This is a genomic window from Streptomyces sp. SID8374 (genome assembly GCF_009865135.1).
Lineage (GTDB): Bacteria > Actinomycetota > Actinomycetes > Streptomycetales > Streptomycetaceae > Streptomyces.
In genome coordinates this window covers 2798345-2813824 of the sequence record NZ_WWGH01000001.1, presented here as the reverse complement: position 1 = coordinate 2813824, position 15480 = coordinate 2798345, and the positions used below count along the sequence as shown (strand labels likewise).

Genomic DNA, 15480 nt, shown 5'->3' with positions numbered 1-15480 from the left:
CGGGGCGCGTCGGACGGTCGGACGGACGGAGAGGGAGTTCCTGTGGAGAAGACGGACCGGACGGACCGGCCGGGCGGTGCGCACCGGCTGACGACGGTGGACGAGGTCGAGAGGACCGTCGGCCGGCCGCCGTCGATGGTCATGCTCAAACAGATCAAAACCCTCGACGAGGGCTGCCGGACCGTCCTGGCCTGCTCCCCGGTCGCGGCCTTCGGCTACCGGGCCGCCGACGGCACCAGCAGGACCACCTTCATCGGTGGGGCACCGGGGTTCGTCCGTGTCCATTCGCCCACGCGGATCTCGTTCCTCCTGCCCGAACCCGCCGACCCGCACGGCCCGGTCTCGTTCTTCTTCCTCCTGCCGGGCGTCGGGGAGATCCTGCGGGTCAACGGTTCGGTGGCCGCCCGGAGGAAGGGGGCGGAGGTCGGGGTCGATGTCGCGGAGGCGTTCGTGCACTGTGCGCAGGCCGTGCTGCGGTCCCGGCTGTGGGAGCGACCTGGGGCGGGCGGGGAGTCGGCCTCGGGTGGCGGCCTGGCTCCGGCCGCCCCGACCGAACTGGCCACCCCCGCCCGTCGCCCCGCCGAGCCCCCCGCCCCGGGACCCGGCCCGCTCGGTGAACCCGGGGTCGCCGAGTTCCTGGCGGCGGCGCCGTTCCTCGCGCTGTCCACCTGGGACGCGTCCGGTGGCGCCGATACGAGCCCGCGCGGCGACCGGCAGGCGGCGGTGCGGGTGCTTGACGGCCGGACCCTCGTCCTGCCGGACCGGAGGGGCAACAAGCGTGCCGATACGCTGCGCAACCTGTTGCAGGACGACCGGCTCTCCCTCGCCGCGCTCGTACCGGGACGCACCGGTGTGCTGCACATCCGGGGCCGGGGTGCGATCACCGACGATCCCGCGCTGCTGGAAACGATGGCGCTGCGCGGGACACCCCCGCACGCGGCGCTGCTCATCGACGTCGAGTACGCGGAGCTCACCGGCAACGACGCCGTGGCGCGCTCGCGGCTGTGGTCCCCCGGAGCCCGCCTCGGCCAGGAGGCGGTGCCGGACCTGATGGCACTGGCGGGGCAGCATCTCGCCGCCAACTCGGCCGAGGCGGAAGGCGGTTCACGCGCCTTCCTGCTGAAGGCGCTCATGGCGGTCCCGGGCCTGCCCCGGTTGCTGCGGCTGGTGGCCGACCGCGTCTACAGCTCCGGGCTGCGCAAGGAGGGGTACGACGCCCTCGCGCCCGGCAGGAGCGGGCGGCGTCGCCGTCTCCCGTACCGCAGCCGGGCCGTCGGCGGCGGCCGGGAGGACCGCGGGGAGCGGCAGTCCCCGCGGGAGGTGCGGATCGCCGAGGTGCGCAGGGAGACGCCGAGCGCGGTCACCCTCGTCCTGGAGGACTTCGGGCGGGAACCGGGCCCGTTCGACTTCCGGCCGGGCCAGTTCTTCACCCTCGTCGCCGACATCGACGGGCGCCCGGTGCGGCGGGCCTACTCGGCCTCCTCGGTGCCCGGATCGGCCCGGCTGGAAATCACCGTCAAGCACATCGAGGGCGGCCGGTTCTCCGCCCATGCCCATCGGAGTCTCCGGGCAGGCGACCGTATCGCGGTGCGCGGCCCGTCAGGCCACTTCCACGCGGAGCCGCAGCCGCCGGAGGAGATCGTGCTCGTCGCGGCGGGCAGCGGGGTGACGCCCATCATGAGCATGATCCGCACACGGCTCTCCGACCGCTCGGCGCACGACCGCATGGCGTTGCTCTACAGCAGTTCCAGCGCGGAAGAGGTCATCTACGGCGAGGAGTTGGCGCGGCTCGCGAAGGACCACCCCGACCGGCTCTCGGTCACCCATGTACTGTCCCGCCGCGACGGGCGACTCGACGCGGACCGGGTACGCCGTTGGGTCACCGGTGCGCCGCCGGCCCGGGACGCCCACTACTACGTCTGCGGACCGGCCCCGCTGACGGCCCTCGTCCGGGAGGTCCTTGCCGGGCTCGGGGTGCCGGACGGACAGGTGCACCACGAGCGCTACACCGGCGGTACGGAGACCGGGGCCGCGACCACCGTGCCACGGCGGATGACGGTCGAGAGGGACGGCGAGCCCGTCGGCTCGGTGGTGGTGGAGCCGGGCCAGACGCTCCTGGACGCGGGGCTGGCGGCCGGGCTGCCGATGCCGTACTCCTGCACCGTGGGGAACTGCGGCGACTGCATGGTGCGGCTGAGGGGCGGGGAGGTCACCCAGGGCGAGCCGAACTGCCTCACGGAGCGGCAGAAGGCCGACGGCTATGTGCTGGCGTGCGTGGGCTGCCCGCTGTCCGAGGTCACCCTCGACATCACGGACCCCTGATCAACCCGCCCGCTCCCGGGTGGGGGCGCTCTCCTGCCCGGCCCGGCTCCCAGGCTTCGGGGACGGCCGGGGCTCAGGCGGAGGTGTCCTGCTTGCCGTCCGGCTCGGCGATGACCGGCTCGGTGATGACCGGGAAGCGGCGCGGGGCGAGGACGACGAGGGCCAGCAGAGCCAGGGCCGCCGCCCCCGCCGCGCCGATGTAGACGTAGTCCACCGCCGCGTCCACCGCCCGCCGCAGGTAGTCCGTCGCCGCCGCCGAGAGCGCCCCCGGGTCCTCCAGCGTGCGGGCGACCGCGTCCAGGTCGTCGGGGAGCCCGGGTACGGGGGCGTCGAGGAGGCGGGCGGCCAGCACACTGTTCGCCACCGCGCCGAAGACGGCCGCGCCGATGCTCTGGCCGACCTGGCGGCAGAAGAGGACGGAAGCCGTCGTCGTACCCCGCTCCGCCCATCCCACCGTCGACTGCACCCCGACGATCAGGGGGAGTTGGAAGAGGCCGAGGGCCGCGCCGAGGAGCAGCATGATCAGGGCGGGCTGCCAGGGTTCGCCGGGGTAGGGGAGCAGCGGGAAGGCCAGCAGGATCAGCAGCGCGGCGCTCATGCCGATGATGGCGGTGAGCCGGAAGCCGATGCGGTTGTAGACCCGGTCGGAGAGCGCTGCCGAGACCGGCCAGCTCAGGGTCATCACGGAGAGCACGAACCCGGCGGCGATCGGGCCGAGGCCGAGGACCGACTGCGCGTACGTCGGGAGGAAGACGGTCGGCGCGACCATGAGCAGCCCCATCGCGCCCAGCGCCAGGTTGACCGAGGCGATGGTGCGGCGGCGCCAGACCCAGCCGGGGATGATCGGTTCGGCCGCCCGTCGTTCGATGACCACGGTCAGCGCCGCCAGTGCCGCGCTCGCCGCGAACAGGCCGAGCGAGGGCGCCGAGAGCCAGGGCCAGGCGACCCCGCCCTGGACGAGCGCGGTGAGCAGCAGGGTGCCGGTCGCGAAGACGGCGAGCGCGCCCGCCCAGTCGATACGGGGACGGGTCTTCGGCCGGGGGCGTGCGGGTTCGTGGAGGTGGCGGACGACCAGCCAGAGGGCGATCGCGCCGACCGGCAGGTTGATCAGGAAGATCCACCGCCAGTCGGCGTACCCGGCGAGCAGCCCGCCGACCACGGGCCCGGCCACCGCCGAGGTGGCCCAGACGGTGGACAACTTGGCCTGGATGCGCGGGCGTTCCTTCAGGGGGTAGAGGTCGGCGGCGATGGTCTGGACGGTGCCTTGGAGGGCGCCGCCGCCGAGGCCCTGGACGACGCGGAAGGCGATGAGCGCGCCCATGTTCCAGGCGGCCGCGCAGAGCAGGGAGCCGACGAGGAAGAGGATGATCCCGGCGATCAGGACCGGCTTGCGGCCGAAGGTGTCGGAGAGCTTCCCGTACACCGGGAGCGTGACGGTGACGGCGAGCAGGTAGCCGGAGAAGAGCCAGGAGAAGACGGTGAACCCGCCGAGGTCGCCGACGATCTGGGGTACGGCGGTGGAGACGATGGTGCCGTCGATGGCGGCCAGCGCCATGCCGAGCATGAGGGCCGCGACGACGGGGCGGCGGCCGCGCGGGGTGGTGAGCGCGGCGGGGGGCGGGCCGGCCGCCGCCACGGGGGCGTCGCCTGCGGTGGGCGGGCCGCCGGGACCTTCCGTACCGTGCGTACCGCCCGTGCCGCCCTTGGCTTCCGTGCCGCCCACCGGTTTCCCTTCCCCATGCACGTATCTCCCCGGGCACTGTCTCATCCCGGGCGGCGGCGTGGGGACGTTCGGGCGAGGTCGTGCCTAGCGCGGGGACGTTCGGGCGGGATCGTACGCGCGGAAGAGGCCGGTGGCGGGGCTCGGAGGCGCGGAGCGGAGTTGTGGCCGCGGACGCGGCGGGGCTCAGGGGTGCGGAGCGGAGGCGTGTCCGCGGACGCGGCGGGCTCAGAGGTGCATCTCGGGTGGGAAGCCGGTCCAGCGCAGGTCGGCGGGGAGGTGGCGCATGTCGTTGGCCAGGAGGAGGGAGGCGGGCCGGTCGGGCGGGTAACGGATGACCGTGAGGGCCGCGTTGGCGTGATTGAGGCCGAGCCAGCGCCACTCGGGGGCGTACAGGGCGTCCCGGACGAGCCAGGCGACCAGGAAGTTGTGGGTGACGACCAGTTCGTGCCGGTCCTCCTCGCCGTCGACCGGGCCGGTGAACCGCTCCAGCGCCCGGCGGGCCAGGGCGGGCCCGTGCTCCCTGTCCTCCGGGCTCGCCCCTTCGAGGAAGCGGAGGAAGAGGTCGGCCGACTCCGGGGGGAGTTCGTCCCGGTGCGGGACGTGGGGGACGTAGTCCCCGGCGAGTTCCGTGCGGTGCAGGGGTACGCCGTCCAGCTCGGCGCCGATCAGGTGCGCGGTCTCCTCCGCCCGGGGGAGCGGGCCGTGGTGGACGGCCGCGAAGGGGACGTCCGCGAGGCGCCGCCCGAGCAGGGTGGCCTGGCGGCGGCCGTTCTCCGTCAGGCCGCTCTCGTCCGCTGCCGCCTCGCCGTGCCGGACGAGGTGGAGATAGCGGGTGGCGGTAGCGGTGGCGGTCATGCCCCAGCCCCTTCGGATGTGCCGGTGATCTTGCCCTTCGGTGGACGCCGCGCTTCCGTTCGTGGTTCCCCGAGGGGGACCCTGACCCCGCCTCCCTCCGGAGCACGAGTCCCCCTAGGGGGCACCCCCTCCTAGTGGCCGGGGCCCCTTCCTCCCGGCGGAGGACGTGGAGCGCGAGGGCATTTCCTTAACCTCTTCTTACGCCGCGCTTGCGGCCCGCAGCAGGGGGGAGGGTGGGGAAAACCCCACCTCAAGACTGCGCTGGGCACCATCGCGCCGGACAGCTTGCTGAACCCAGACTTGGACCGTACTCAACGAGAACTGATCATTCACCGACATAGGAGACATACCGTGACAACGGCTGTAACCATTCCCAGGCACGGGGGCACTGGAGGGCGTACGGCCGTCGCGGCGCGAGCGCGGCAGGTCGTCAAGGCGTACGGCAGCGGGGAGACCCGCGTCGTGGCACTCGACCATGTCGACGTGGACATCGCCCGCGGGCAGTTCACGGCGATCATGGGCCCGTCCGGCTCCGGCAAGTCGACGCTGATGCACTGCCTGGCCGGTCTCGACACGGTGACGTCGGGCGAGATCTTCCTCGACGAGACCGAGATCACCAAGCTCAAGGACAAGAAGCTCACCCAGCTCCGGCGCGACCGGATCGGCTTCATCTTCCAGGCGTTCAACCTGCTCCCGACGCTCAACGCGATCGAGAACATCACGCTGCCGATGGACATCGCGGGCCGCAAGCCCGACGCCGACTGGCTGCGCCAGGTCGTGGAGACCGTGGGGCTCGCCGAGCGCCTCAAGCACCGCCCCACCCAGCTCTCCGGCGGTCAGCAGCAGCGCGTCGCGGTGGCCAGGGCGCTCGCCGCCCGGCCGGAGATCATCTTCGGTGACGAGCCGACGGGGAACCTGGACTCCCGGGCCGGGGCCGAGGTCCTCTCCTTCCTCCGCAAGTCGGTCGACGAGCTGGGCCAGACCATCGTCATGGTCACCCACGACCCGGTCGCCGCCTCCTACGCGGACCGGGTGCTGTATCTCGCCGACGGCTCCATCGTCGACGAGATGTACAACCCGACGGCGGACCAGGTCCTCGACCGTATGAAGCACTTCGACGCACGTGGGCGGACGTCATGACTGTCTGGAAGACCTCGATGCGCAACTTCTTCGCGCACAAGGGCCGGATGGCACTCTCGGCGGTGGCGGTGCTGCTCTCCGTGGCCTTCGTCTGCGGCACGCTTGTTTTCACCGACACGATGAACACCACCTTCGACAAGCTCTTCGCGGTCTCCTCCCCGGACGTCACGGTCAGCCCGAAGGACGCCCAGGAGAACGACGAGCAGCCCGACAACGGCAAGCCCGCCACCCTGCCCGCCTCGCTCGTCCAGCAGATCGAGAAGGCCGAGGGCGTGGAGAAGGCGGAGGGATCCGCCTTCTCCATGGCGGTGACCGTCGTCGACAGCGAGAACAAGAACATGGGCTCCGACACCGGCGCCCCCACCATCGCGAGCAACTGGACCGACAACGACCTGCGTTCGATGGAGATCACCTCCGGACACGCGCCCCGCGGCCCCACCGAGGTGATGGTCGACGCCGACACCGCGAAGAAGCACCAGCTGAGGATCGGCGACGAGCTGCGCACCATCGCCGTCACCGGTGACATCAGGGCGAAGATCAGCGGCATCGCGTCCTTCACCGTCACCAACCCGGGCGCGGCCGTCATCTACCTCGACACCGCCACCGCCCAGAAGCACCTGCTGGGCTCCCCCGACGTCTTCACCCAGGTCCTGGTGACCGCCGAGAGCGGCGTCAGCGACACCCAGCTCAAGAAGAACGTGGCCGCTGCCCTCGACAGCTCCGGCGCGTACAAGCTGCAAACCCAGCAGGAGGCCGCCGACGCCAACAAGGACTCCATGGGCGCCTTCCTGGACGTCATGAAGTACGCGATGCTCGGCTTCGCCGGGATCGCCTTCCTCGTCGGCATCTTCCTCATCGTCAACACCTTCTCCATGCTGGTCGCCCAGCGGACCCGCGAGATCGGGCTGATGCGGGCCATCGGCTCCAGCCGCAAGCAGGTCAACCGGTCCGTGCTGCTGGAGGCGGTCCTCCTCGGCATCGTCGGCTCCGTGCTCGGTGTCGCCGCCGGTATCGGGCTCGCCGTCGGACTGATGAAGCTGATGGGCGCCGTGGGCATGGAGCTGTCCACCAGAGACCTCACCATCGCCTGGACGACCCCCGTGATCGGCCTGGTGCTCGGTGTCGTCGTCACCGTCCTCGCCGCGTACATACCGGCCCGCCGGGCCGGCAAGGTCTCCCCGATGGCCGCCCTCCGCGACGCCGGGACCCCCGCCGACGCCAAGTCCGGCTGGGTCAGGGCCGGGATCGGCCTGGTCCTCACCGGGGCCGGCGGTGCCGCCCTGTGGGCGACGACTCAGGCCGACAAGGCCACCGAGGGATCGGGGTTCCTCGCCATCGGCGTGCTGCTGACCCTGATCGGCTTCATCGTGATCGGCCCGCTGCTGGCCGGTGTCGTCGTCCGGGCCCTCAGCGTGGTCGTCCTGCGGCTCTTCGGCCCGGTCGGCCGGCTGGCCGAGCGCAACGCACTGCGCAACCCCCGGCGTACGGGAGCGACCGGCGCCGCCCTGATGATCGGGCTCGCCCTGGTGGCCTGCCTCTCCGTCGTCGGGTCCTCCATGGTGGCCTCGGCCACCGAGGAACTCGACAAGTCGGTCGGCGCGGACTTCATCGTCCAGGACAGCGGCGCGGGCCGCCCGATCGTGCCCCAGGCCGCCGAGGCCCTGCACGCCGTGCCCGGCCTGGAGCACCTGACGGACTACACGTACATCAAGGCGAAGATCACCGCCCCCGATGGCAGGACGGTCGACGAGGGCATCACCGCCGCCGACCCGACGTACCAGCAGGACGTCCGCCGCACCGCCCTCTCCGGCGACCTGGCGAAGGCGTACGGGAAGAACGCCATGTCGGTCGGCGAGGACTACGCGGAGAAGCACGGGGTCAAGGTCGGGGACACCCTCACCGTCGCGTTCACGTCGGGGCAGAGCGCGAAGCTGAAGGTCGCGGCCATCACCTCGGACGACACCAACATCGACCGCGGCGCGATGTACACCAACATCACCACGGCGGCCTCCTACATCGCCGCCGACGAGATGCCGCAGAACGTGGCGATGTTCGGCAAGGCCGAGGAGGGCAAGGAGAAGGAGGCGTACGCGGCCCTCAAGAGCGCGCTCGCCGAGTACCCGGTCTACAAGGTGCAGAACCAGGCCGACTTCAAGGAGGACCTGAAGAACCAGATCGGCCAGCTGCTGAACATCGTCTACGGCCTGCTCGCCCTCGCGATCATCGTCGCGGTGCTCGGTGTGGTGAACACCCTGGCCCTCTCCGTGGTCGAACGGACCCGCGAGATCGGCCTGATGCGGGCCATCGGCCTCTCCCGCCGCCAGCTCCGCCGCATGATCCGGCTGGAGTCCGTGGTCATCGCCCTCTTCGGAGCGCTGCTCGGACTGGGCCTGGGGATGGGCTGGGGAACGGCGGCGCAGAAGCTGCTGGCCCTGGAGGGGCTGGAGGTCCTGGAGATCCCGTGGCCGACGATCCTCACGGTCTTCGCCTGCTCGGCGCTGGTCGGACTGTTCGCCGCACTCGTCCCGGCCTTCCGGGCGGGCCGGATGAACGTCCTCAACGCCATCGCGACGGACGGGTGAGGCACCTCCCGGCATGCCCCTGAACAGCTGGGGTTCACCGTAGGATGACCGGCAGGTCCCGGGGCGTTCCTCCAAACGCCCCGGGGCCGAACACGTTCCCCACCCGGTTCCCCGACAGCGCCCGCCGGTCACGGCGGGCGCTGTCAGCTTGTTGCAGGGACGGCCGGAGCCGCGTGCAGCAAGCTGTCACGACTGCACCTCTGCGTCCCCGCCCCGCGCTGGCATCGTCGTCCCTACCGGGACCCACCCCGGCAAGGACCCCCACCGCCGAAAGGGGACACCGTGTACAGGACTTCGCCCCACCCGAAGCCGCGCCGCTCGCCCCGCACCGCCGCCGCTCTCACCACCGGAATCGCCCTCGCCGCCGTCACCCTCCTCGCCGGCCCCGCAGCCGCCGCCACTCCGCAGGGGACCGCGCCGGCCGCCTCCGCGACGAATGCCGCGTCGGCCGGGGGCCACGAGCAATTCACCCGGCTGATCTGTACGGAGCTGGCGGGGGTCCTCGGCCACCTGCCGCCGGAATCCGTGCCCGTCCGGGTCTGCAAGCTGGTCAACGGCTGGGACTAGGGGGCGCCTCGGGTCGATCGTGATGCGCTTCCAGCTCCTGGGTCCGCTCGCCCTCGCGGACGGCCCCGACGCCGTCGTCCTCCAGCCCTCCAAGCCGGTCATCCTGCTCGCCGCGCTCCTCCTGCACGCCAACTCCACGGTCTCCGCCGAGTACCTGCAACGGGCGGTGTGGGGCGAGGACCAGCCCGCCACCGCCAAGGCCGCCCTCCAGACCTGCGTGCTGCGGCTGCGCAGGCTCTTCACCAAGCACGGGGTCACCGGTACGTCCATCGAGGCGGTCCCCGGCGGCTACCGGATCACCGCCGGACCCCCCACCCTGGACCTCCTCGGCTTCCGCGACCAGGTGCGCCGGGCCACAGCCCTGGCCGGTGACCCGGAGGCGGAGCTCTACACCCTCAAGGACGCGCTCTCGCTCTGGCAGGGCTCCCTGCTCGCCAACGTACGGTCCGACGTCCTGCACCGGGACGAGGTGCCCCGGCTCTCGGAGGAGCGGCTCCGCGCGGTCGAAAGGGTCTGCGACCTGCTGCTGGGGCTCGGGCGCTGCGGCGAGGCGCTGGTCGACCTGTGGACCGCTACGCGCGTATATCCAGGGCATGAACGGTTCCACGAGCAGCTCATCGAGGCGCTCTACCGCACCGGACGCCAGTCCCAGGCCCTCGCCGAGTACCGCAGGGTCAAGGGCTTCCTGCTGGACGAACTAGGCGTGGACCCCTCGCCGTCCTTGCGGCAGCTGGAGCTGTCCATCCTGCGCGGGGAGGACCTGGGGGCCGGTGGGGGGAGTGGGACGAGTAGGGCCGCTGGGATCAGAGGAACCGGTGGGATCGCAGGTGCCCTTGAGCCTGCGTCCGCCCCCGCCCTCTCCTCCGCGTCCGCCCCAGCCCTCTCCTCCGCGTCCGCCCCCTCCTCCGCGTCCGCCCCGGTCCCGGCCCCCGCCGCGCGGGTCATCCAGGGCGCGGCCGTCCCCCTCCCGGCCACCGCGCCCGGGGTCACGCCCGTCCCCGCCGTGCCCCACTTCACCGGGCGTGAGGCGGAGGCCGCCGCCATGGCCGCCCGGCTCACCGCACTGCCGCCCCCAGGTGCCGACGGCCAACGCCCCCTCACCCTCCTGGTCTCCGGCGCCCCCGGCATCGGCAAGTCCGCCCTCGCCCAGCACGTCGCCCACCTCGTGCGGGACAGCTTCCCGGCGGGCCGGCTGCTCGTCCGGATGACCCGGACGGACGGCCACCCCCGTACGGCGGACGAGGTCGCCGCCGAGGTGGCCGCCGCGCTGGGACCCGGACGGGCGGGCGAGCGGGCCCTGCTGGTCCTGGACGACGTGGTCGACGCCGACCAGGTCCGCCCGTTGCTCGACCCGGGGGTACGGGCCGAGGGCCCGGATCTCGCCGTCACCGTCACCAGCCGGATGGGGCTCGGCGGCCTCATCGCCACCCACGGCGGCTGGGTGCACCGGCTCACCGCCTTCACCGAGGCGGAGTCGTACGCGCTGCTCCTCGCCGCCCTCGGCCCGGAACGGGTGGAGGCCGAACCCGGCGCCGCCCGTCAACTCGCCGCGCTCTGCGGCCACTTCCCGGCCGCCCTGCGCATCCTCACGACCCGCCTGCTGACCCGCCCCGGGCTGCGCCTCGGCGACGCCGTCGACTGGCTGGGCGACGACCCGCTGGCCCGGCTCACCCTCACCGACTCCCCGGACCACTCGGTCAGCGGCCTCTTCGACCGCGCGCTCGGCCGCCTCGACCCCCGGCTCTCGGAGGCACTCCTCCGCATCGGCACCGGGCCGCCGGAACTCCTGCACGCGGCCGAAGGCGGGGACGGCACGAAGAGCGCCCCGCCCGTCCCCGAAGACGTACTGGAACAACTCGCCGACGCCGGGCTCCTGGAGGACGGGCCGCCGGGCCCGTACCGCATCCACGACCTGCTCCGCACCCACCTCCGAAGAACCGTCCGGATCCGCAACCGCCGTACAGAGAAGGTGTGATCCCCATGGCCGAGAGCGCCGCCCCCGCACCCGCCCCCGCCGCCTCCACCGGGTCCGCACCCACACCCACCGGGGCCTTCGACGCACTCGCGGCGACCCGCCCGCGCATCCGCCGGGACGTCCTGTTCACCGAGACCCCCGGCGGGGTGCTCTTCCACAACGCCGACGGCGGCTTCCACCTCACCGGCCGCACCGCCTACCGCTTCGCCTCCCTCGTCGTCCCCCACCTCACCGGACAGCATCGCCTGGACGAGCTGTGCGCCGGATTCGGCCCGGGGCAGCGCGCGATGGCCGCCGAACTCGTCAAGACGCTGTACGCACGTGGCTTCGCCCGCGACATACCGGAGGCGGGCGAGGACACCGCCGGGGACGACGGGCTGAGCCCGGAGATCGCCGAGCGCTTCGCCGCCCAGATCGCCTACGTCGACCACTACACCGACGACGCCCCCGCCCGCTTCACCCGCTACCGCACCACCCGCGTCGCCGTCCTCGGCGACGACGAGACCGCCCGCTGGTGCGCGCTGAGCCTGCTGCGCAACGGCTGCGCCCGCATCGGCACGACCACTGCCCACACCACGGCGCACGCCTCCGCCTCCGACCACGGCGACATCCCCGCCGAGGCCGCCGGGGTCGGCGCCCAGGTCGAGACGATCGCAGCCGGTACGGACGCGGGCTGGGCGGATCTGGACGGGTACGACGTCGTCGTGGTCACCGGTTCCGGAGCCGGGGCCCGGACCCACCGGCTGCTGGCCGCCGGGGTCCCCGAGGGCGTGACGGTCATCCCCGCCTGGCTCTTCGGCCGCCGCCTGATCGTCGGCCCGCTCTCCACCGCCGCCTCCACCGGCTGCTGGTCCTGCGCCCTGCTGCGCCTCGGCGGCAACGTCGACCCCGGCACGGCGGCCGCTCTGTGGAGCGAGGCGGCGGGAGCCGTACCGGCCTCCGGCGACGCCCTCTCCGGGCCCGTCGCGGCGATGGTCGGCAACCTCGTCGGCTACGAGATCTTCCGCCTCACCACCGGAGCCCTGCCCGCCGAGACGGACGGCCAAGTCCTCGTCCAGGACCTGGAGTCGCTGGACGTGATGGCCGAGCCCGTCCAGCCCCACCCCCGGTGCGCCCGCTGTGCCGCGCTGGACGCCCGCGAGCCCGCCCCCGCGCTGCCGGACACCCTCGCGCTGCCCGTCACGCCGACCGTGGAGACGGCGCGGGACGCGGAGGCGCTGGTCGACGAGTTGAACCGGGTCAGTACGGCGCTGGTGCGCCCGTACACCGGGATCTTCCGCCGGTACGACGACGAGGAGCTGACCCAGACCCCGCTGAAGCTCAGCCGGGTCGAGGTGGCGCTCGGGGGCGGGGTGCGGCGCCGGATCGCCGCGTTCGACGTGCACCATCTGGCGGGGGCGCGGATGCGGGCGCTGTACGCGGCGGCGGAGGCGTACGTGGAGCAGGTCGTGCCGCTCGTCCCGCGCGAGGACCCCCAGACCGTACGGGCCCTGGGCCCCGCCGCCCTCACCACCGGCGGCGGCACCGGCGTGGAGCCCACCGCCTGGACCACGGCCGCCTCGCTGATCACCAAGGAGCCCGTACGCGTCCCGGCGGCGGCCCTGCGCCCCTTCGGCCCGTACAACCGCGACCGGGCGCATCTCGCGAGCCGGGCCGGTTCCGGGGCGGGCGGCAGTGCGGCTCAGGCGGCGGGGCTCGGGCTGCTGTCGGCGCTGGCGCACGACGCGCTGGTGCGGGCGGTGCGGGGTACCACCCGGGTCAGCCCGGTCGCGGCCGACGCGGGCGACCCGGAGCTGGTGTTCCTGCTGAAGTCCGCCGCCAACCTGGACATCGCGGTGGAGCTGCTGGACCTGGGCGAGGAGGAGCGCACCTCCGCCCACGTGGTCCTGGCCCGCGAGGCCGAGAGCCCTTCCGGGCAGGGCCGTTGGGCGGTCGGCGCCGGACTCACCCGGCGTACGGCGACCGCCTCCGCCCTGCGCGACCTGCTCGGCCAGGTCCAGCTCGCCGCCGAGGACCCGGGCGCGGCGGTCGACCTCGGCGACCCGCTGCTGGGGGACCTGGCACCGGCGGCGATCACGGTGGGCGGGGAGTCGGTGGCGGTGGCGGGCCCGGAGACCACGTTCGACGCGGTGCTGGAGCGGCTGCGGTCCGCCGGGCGCGACGCCCTGTACGTGGACACGACCCCGGCGGACCTGCCGTCGGGCTCCATCGCCACGGCCCGGGTGCTGCTGACGGTCGAGGGCGAGGGCGGGCCCGATGCCGGTTGAGACCCCGCAGCGCGCCCTCCCCGTTCTGGACGGGTCCACCCGGCTGCTCACCGAGCTGCTGACGGCGGGGCTCGCCCGGCACGGCAAGGCGGAGCCCCGGGCGGCCGCCGCACCCCTGGACGTCCAACCCCTCGGCGTACGCGATGCGTTCAGGGATGAGCGGCGGCCGATCACCCCCGCTGTCCCCGTGCGCTACTACGGCCGCCACGCCGTCGTCGGCCCCTTCCCGGCGGCGGGTCATGGCGGGCCGCTCCCCGCCTCCCGTGACCACCGCCAACTCCCCTGCGCCCGCTGCCTGGAGCGCCGCTGGCAGGCCGTGCGCTCGGTCGCCCTGCGCGAGGCGCTGGAGCTGGGTGGCGGCACCCGGGCGGCGGGCCCGTCCGCGTACATCACGCCCTTCGCGGCGGAGACGATCGCCGGGGTCATCGCCGCCCGGCTGGCCGGCGGCGGACCGGAGACCGGGGCCTTCCCGGCCGTCCACCTGGTCGACCTCCAGACCCTGGCCGTACGCCACTACCCGCTCGTCCCGGACCCCGAGTGCCCGGTCTGCGGGACCCCCGAGCCCGACACCGACGAGGCGGCCACGATCACGCTGAAACCCGCGCCCAAGCTGCGGCCCGGCAGCTTCCGGGTCCGGGACATCGGGACGTACGAGCTGCCCGTGGAGCCGTACGCCAACCCGGTCTGCGGCTCGCTCGGCCCCTCCGTCGTCCAGGACGTCTCCTCCACCTCCACCTCCGCCACCATCGGCTGCTTCTCGATGCGCTCGGGCCCCTACCTCCGCGAGACGTTCTGGGGCGGGCACGCCGACACCTTCGCCGAGAGCGTGCGGATCGGGGTGCTGGAAGGGCTTGAGCGGTACGCGGGCATGCGCTCCCGGGCCAAGCGCGCCCAGGTCCACGCGAGCCTGGACGGGCTCCGGGCGGAGGGCCGGGCAGCCGTCGACCCCCGGACCGTCGGGCTCTACTCGGACGCCTTCCACGCCGCCAACCCCCGTGTGCTGCCGTTCACTTCGGACCGGGAAATACCGTGGGTGCGGGGCTGGTCGCTGCGGGACCGGCGGACGGTTCTGGTGCCCGAGGTGCTCACGTACTACCACGCGCCCGGCCTGGAGAACCGGTTCGTGCAGGAGAGCTCCAACGGCTGTGCTTCGGGCGGGGCGTTGGAGGAGGCCGTCTACTTCGGGCTGATGGAGGTGGTGGAGCGGGACGCGTTCCTGCTCTCCTGGTACGGGCGGGCCGCGCTGCCCGAGATCGACCCGCGCACCAGCCGCCGCCCGGCGACCCGGCAGATGGTGGACCGGCTGGAGATGTACGGGTACGAGGCCCGGTTCTTCGACACCCGGATCTCCTTCCCGATCCCCGTCGTCACCGGGGTCGCCGTCCGCCCCGACGGCGGGCTCGGCCGGATGTGCTTCGGCGCGGGCGCCGGACTCGACCCGGAGGCGGCGCTCACCGGGGCGCTCTGCGAGATCGCCACCGACGCCGTCAACCTCCAGGGCCGCACCGAGCGCGACGAGGAGCGGCTGCGGGCGATGGCGTACGACTTCGACAAGGTGGCCGCCCTCCACGACCACCCGCTGGCGTACGGCATCCCGGAGATGGGCGACCACGCGGACTTCCTGCTCGGCACGCCGGGAGCGGACCGCCAACCGGCCCGATCCATCGACGAGTTGTACGGGGACGGGCCCGGCGGCCGGCCGGTCCTCCCCGTCTCCGACGATCTGCGCGAGGACCTCCAGCGGTGCGTGGACGCCGTCACGGGCGCCGGGTTCGACGTGGTCGTGGTCGACCAGACCATGCCCGAGCAGCGCGCCCTGGGACTGACCACGGTCAGCGTCCTCGTGCCCGGTCTGCTGCCGATCGACTTCGGCTGGAGCCGACAGCGCGCCCTGCGCATGCCCCGGCTGCGCACCGCGCTGCGCGAGGCGGGGCTGCGTACGGCGGACCTCACCGACGCCGACCTCAACCCGGCCCCGCACCCGTTCCCATGACCGCCGCGCCCAGCGCCGCCTCCGCTGCCTTCCCTGCCGTGACCAAGGAGCTCGCC

General features: G+C 73.4%; 9 protein-coding genes. 7 read left to right on the top strand and 2 right to left on the bottom strand.

The genetic code is table 11. From position 1 onward, the window contains the following. The first annotated feature begins 42 nt into the window (after positions 1-42). Positions 43-2322, top strand: a complete 2280-nt coding sequence (locus GTY67_RS12345) for a 2Fe-2S iron-sulfur cluster-binding protein (protein WP_343238664.1) — start codon at positions 43-45, stop codon at positions 2320-2322. A 73-nt stretch (positions 2323-2395) separates the two neighbouring features. Here GTY67_RS12345 and GTY67_RS12340 read toward each other — a convergent pair whose 3' ends face one another. Both GTY67_RS12340 and GTY67_RS12335 read right to left on the bottom strand, forming a co-directional pair. Further along, positions 2396-3886, bottom strand: coding sequence for an MFS transporter (locus GTY67_RS12340; RefSeq protein WP_202461971.1), 1491 nt, complete (start codon positions 3884-3886; stop codon positions 2396-2398). A gap of 384 nt (positions 3887-4270) precedes the next feature. After that, a complete protein-coding gene (locus GTY67_RS12335) occupies positions 4271-4900 on the bottom strand; it encodes a histidine phosphatase family protein (RefSeq protein ID WP_161278673.1) in 630 nt (209 codons plus the stop codon). 351 nt (positions 4901-5251) lie between these two features. Between GTY67_RS12335 and GTY67_RS12330 the strand changes: the two genes are divergently transcribed. The 6 genes from GTY67_RS12330 (at position 5252) to GTY67_RS12305 (ending at position 15424) form a co-directional block, all read left to right on the top strand. Continuing rightward, the gene (locus GTY67_RS12330; protein ID WP_093685933.1) at positions 5252-6040 is read left to right on the top strand and encodes an ABC transporter ATP-binding protein; all 789 of its coding nucleotides are present in this window, start codon (positions 5252-5254) and stop codon (positions 6038-6040) included. Next, on the top strand, positions 6037-8622 hold the full coding sequence (locus GTY67_RS12325) for an ABC transporter permease (protein WP_161278672.1): 2586 nt from the start codon (positions 6037-6039) through the stop codon (positions 8620-8622). The genes GTY67_RS12330 and GTY67_RS12325 overlap by 4 nt, the downstream gene beginning before the upstream one ends. 282 nt (positions 8623-8904) lie before the next feature. Then, entirely contained in the window at positions 8905-9189 is a 285-nt protein-coding gene (locus tag GTY67_RS12320; RefSeq protein WP_161278671.1) for a hypothetical protein, read from the top strand. Between the two features lie 22 nt (positions 9190-9211). Beyond that, positions 9212-11164, top strand: coding sequence for an AfsR/SARP family transcriptional regulator (locus GTY67_RS12315; RefSeq protein ID WP_161278670.1), 1953 nt, complete (start codon positions 9212-9214; stop codon positions 11162-11164). A gap of 5 nt (positions 11165-11169) precedes the next feature. Continuing rightward, positions 11170-13431 (top strand): TOMM precursor leader peptide-binding protein, encoded by a 2262-nt coding sequence (locus tag GTY67_RS12310; protein ID WP_161278669.1) that lies wholly within the window; start codon positions 11170-11172, stop codon positions 13429-13431. Next, positions 13421-15424 (top strand): TOMM precursor leader peptide-binding protein, encoded by a 2004-nt coding sequence (locus GTY67_RS12305; RefSeq protein ID WP_161278668.1) that lies wholly within the window; start codon positions 13421-13423, stop codon positions 15422-15424. Before GTY67_RS12310 ends, GTY67_RS12305 begins: the two co-directional genes overlap by 11 nt. Positions 15425-15480 lie beyond the last annotated feature (56 nt).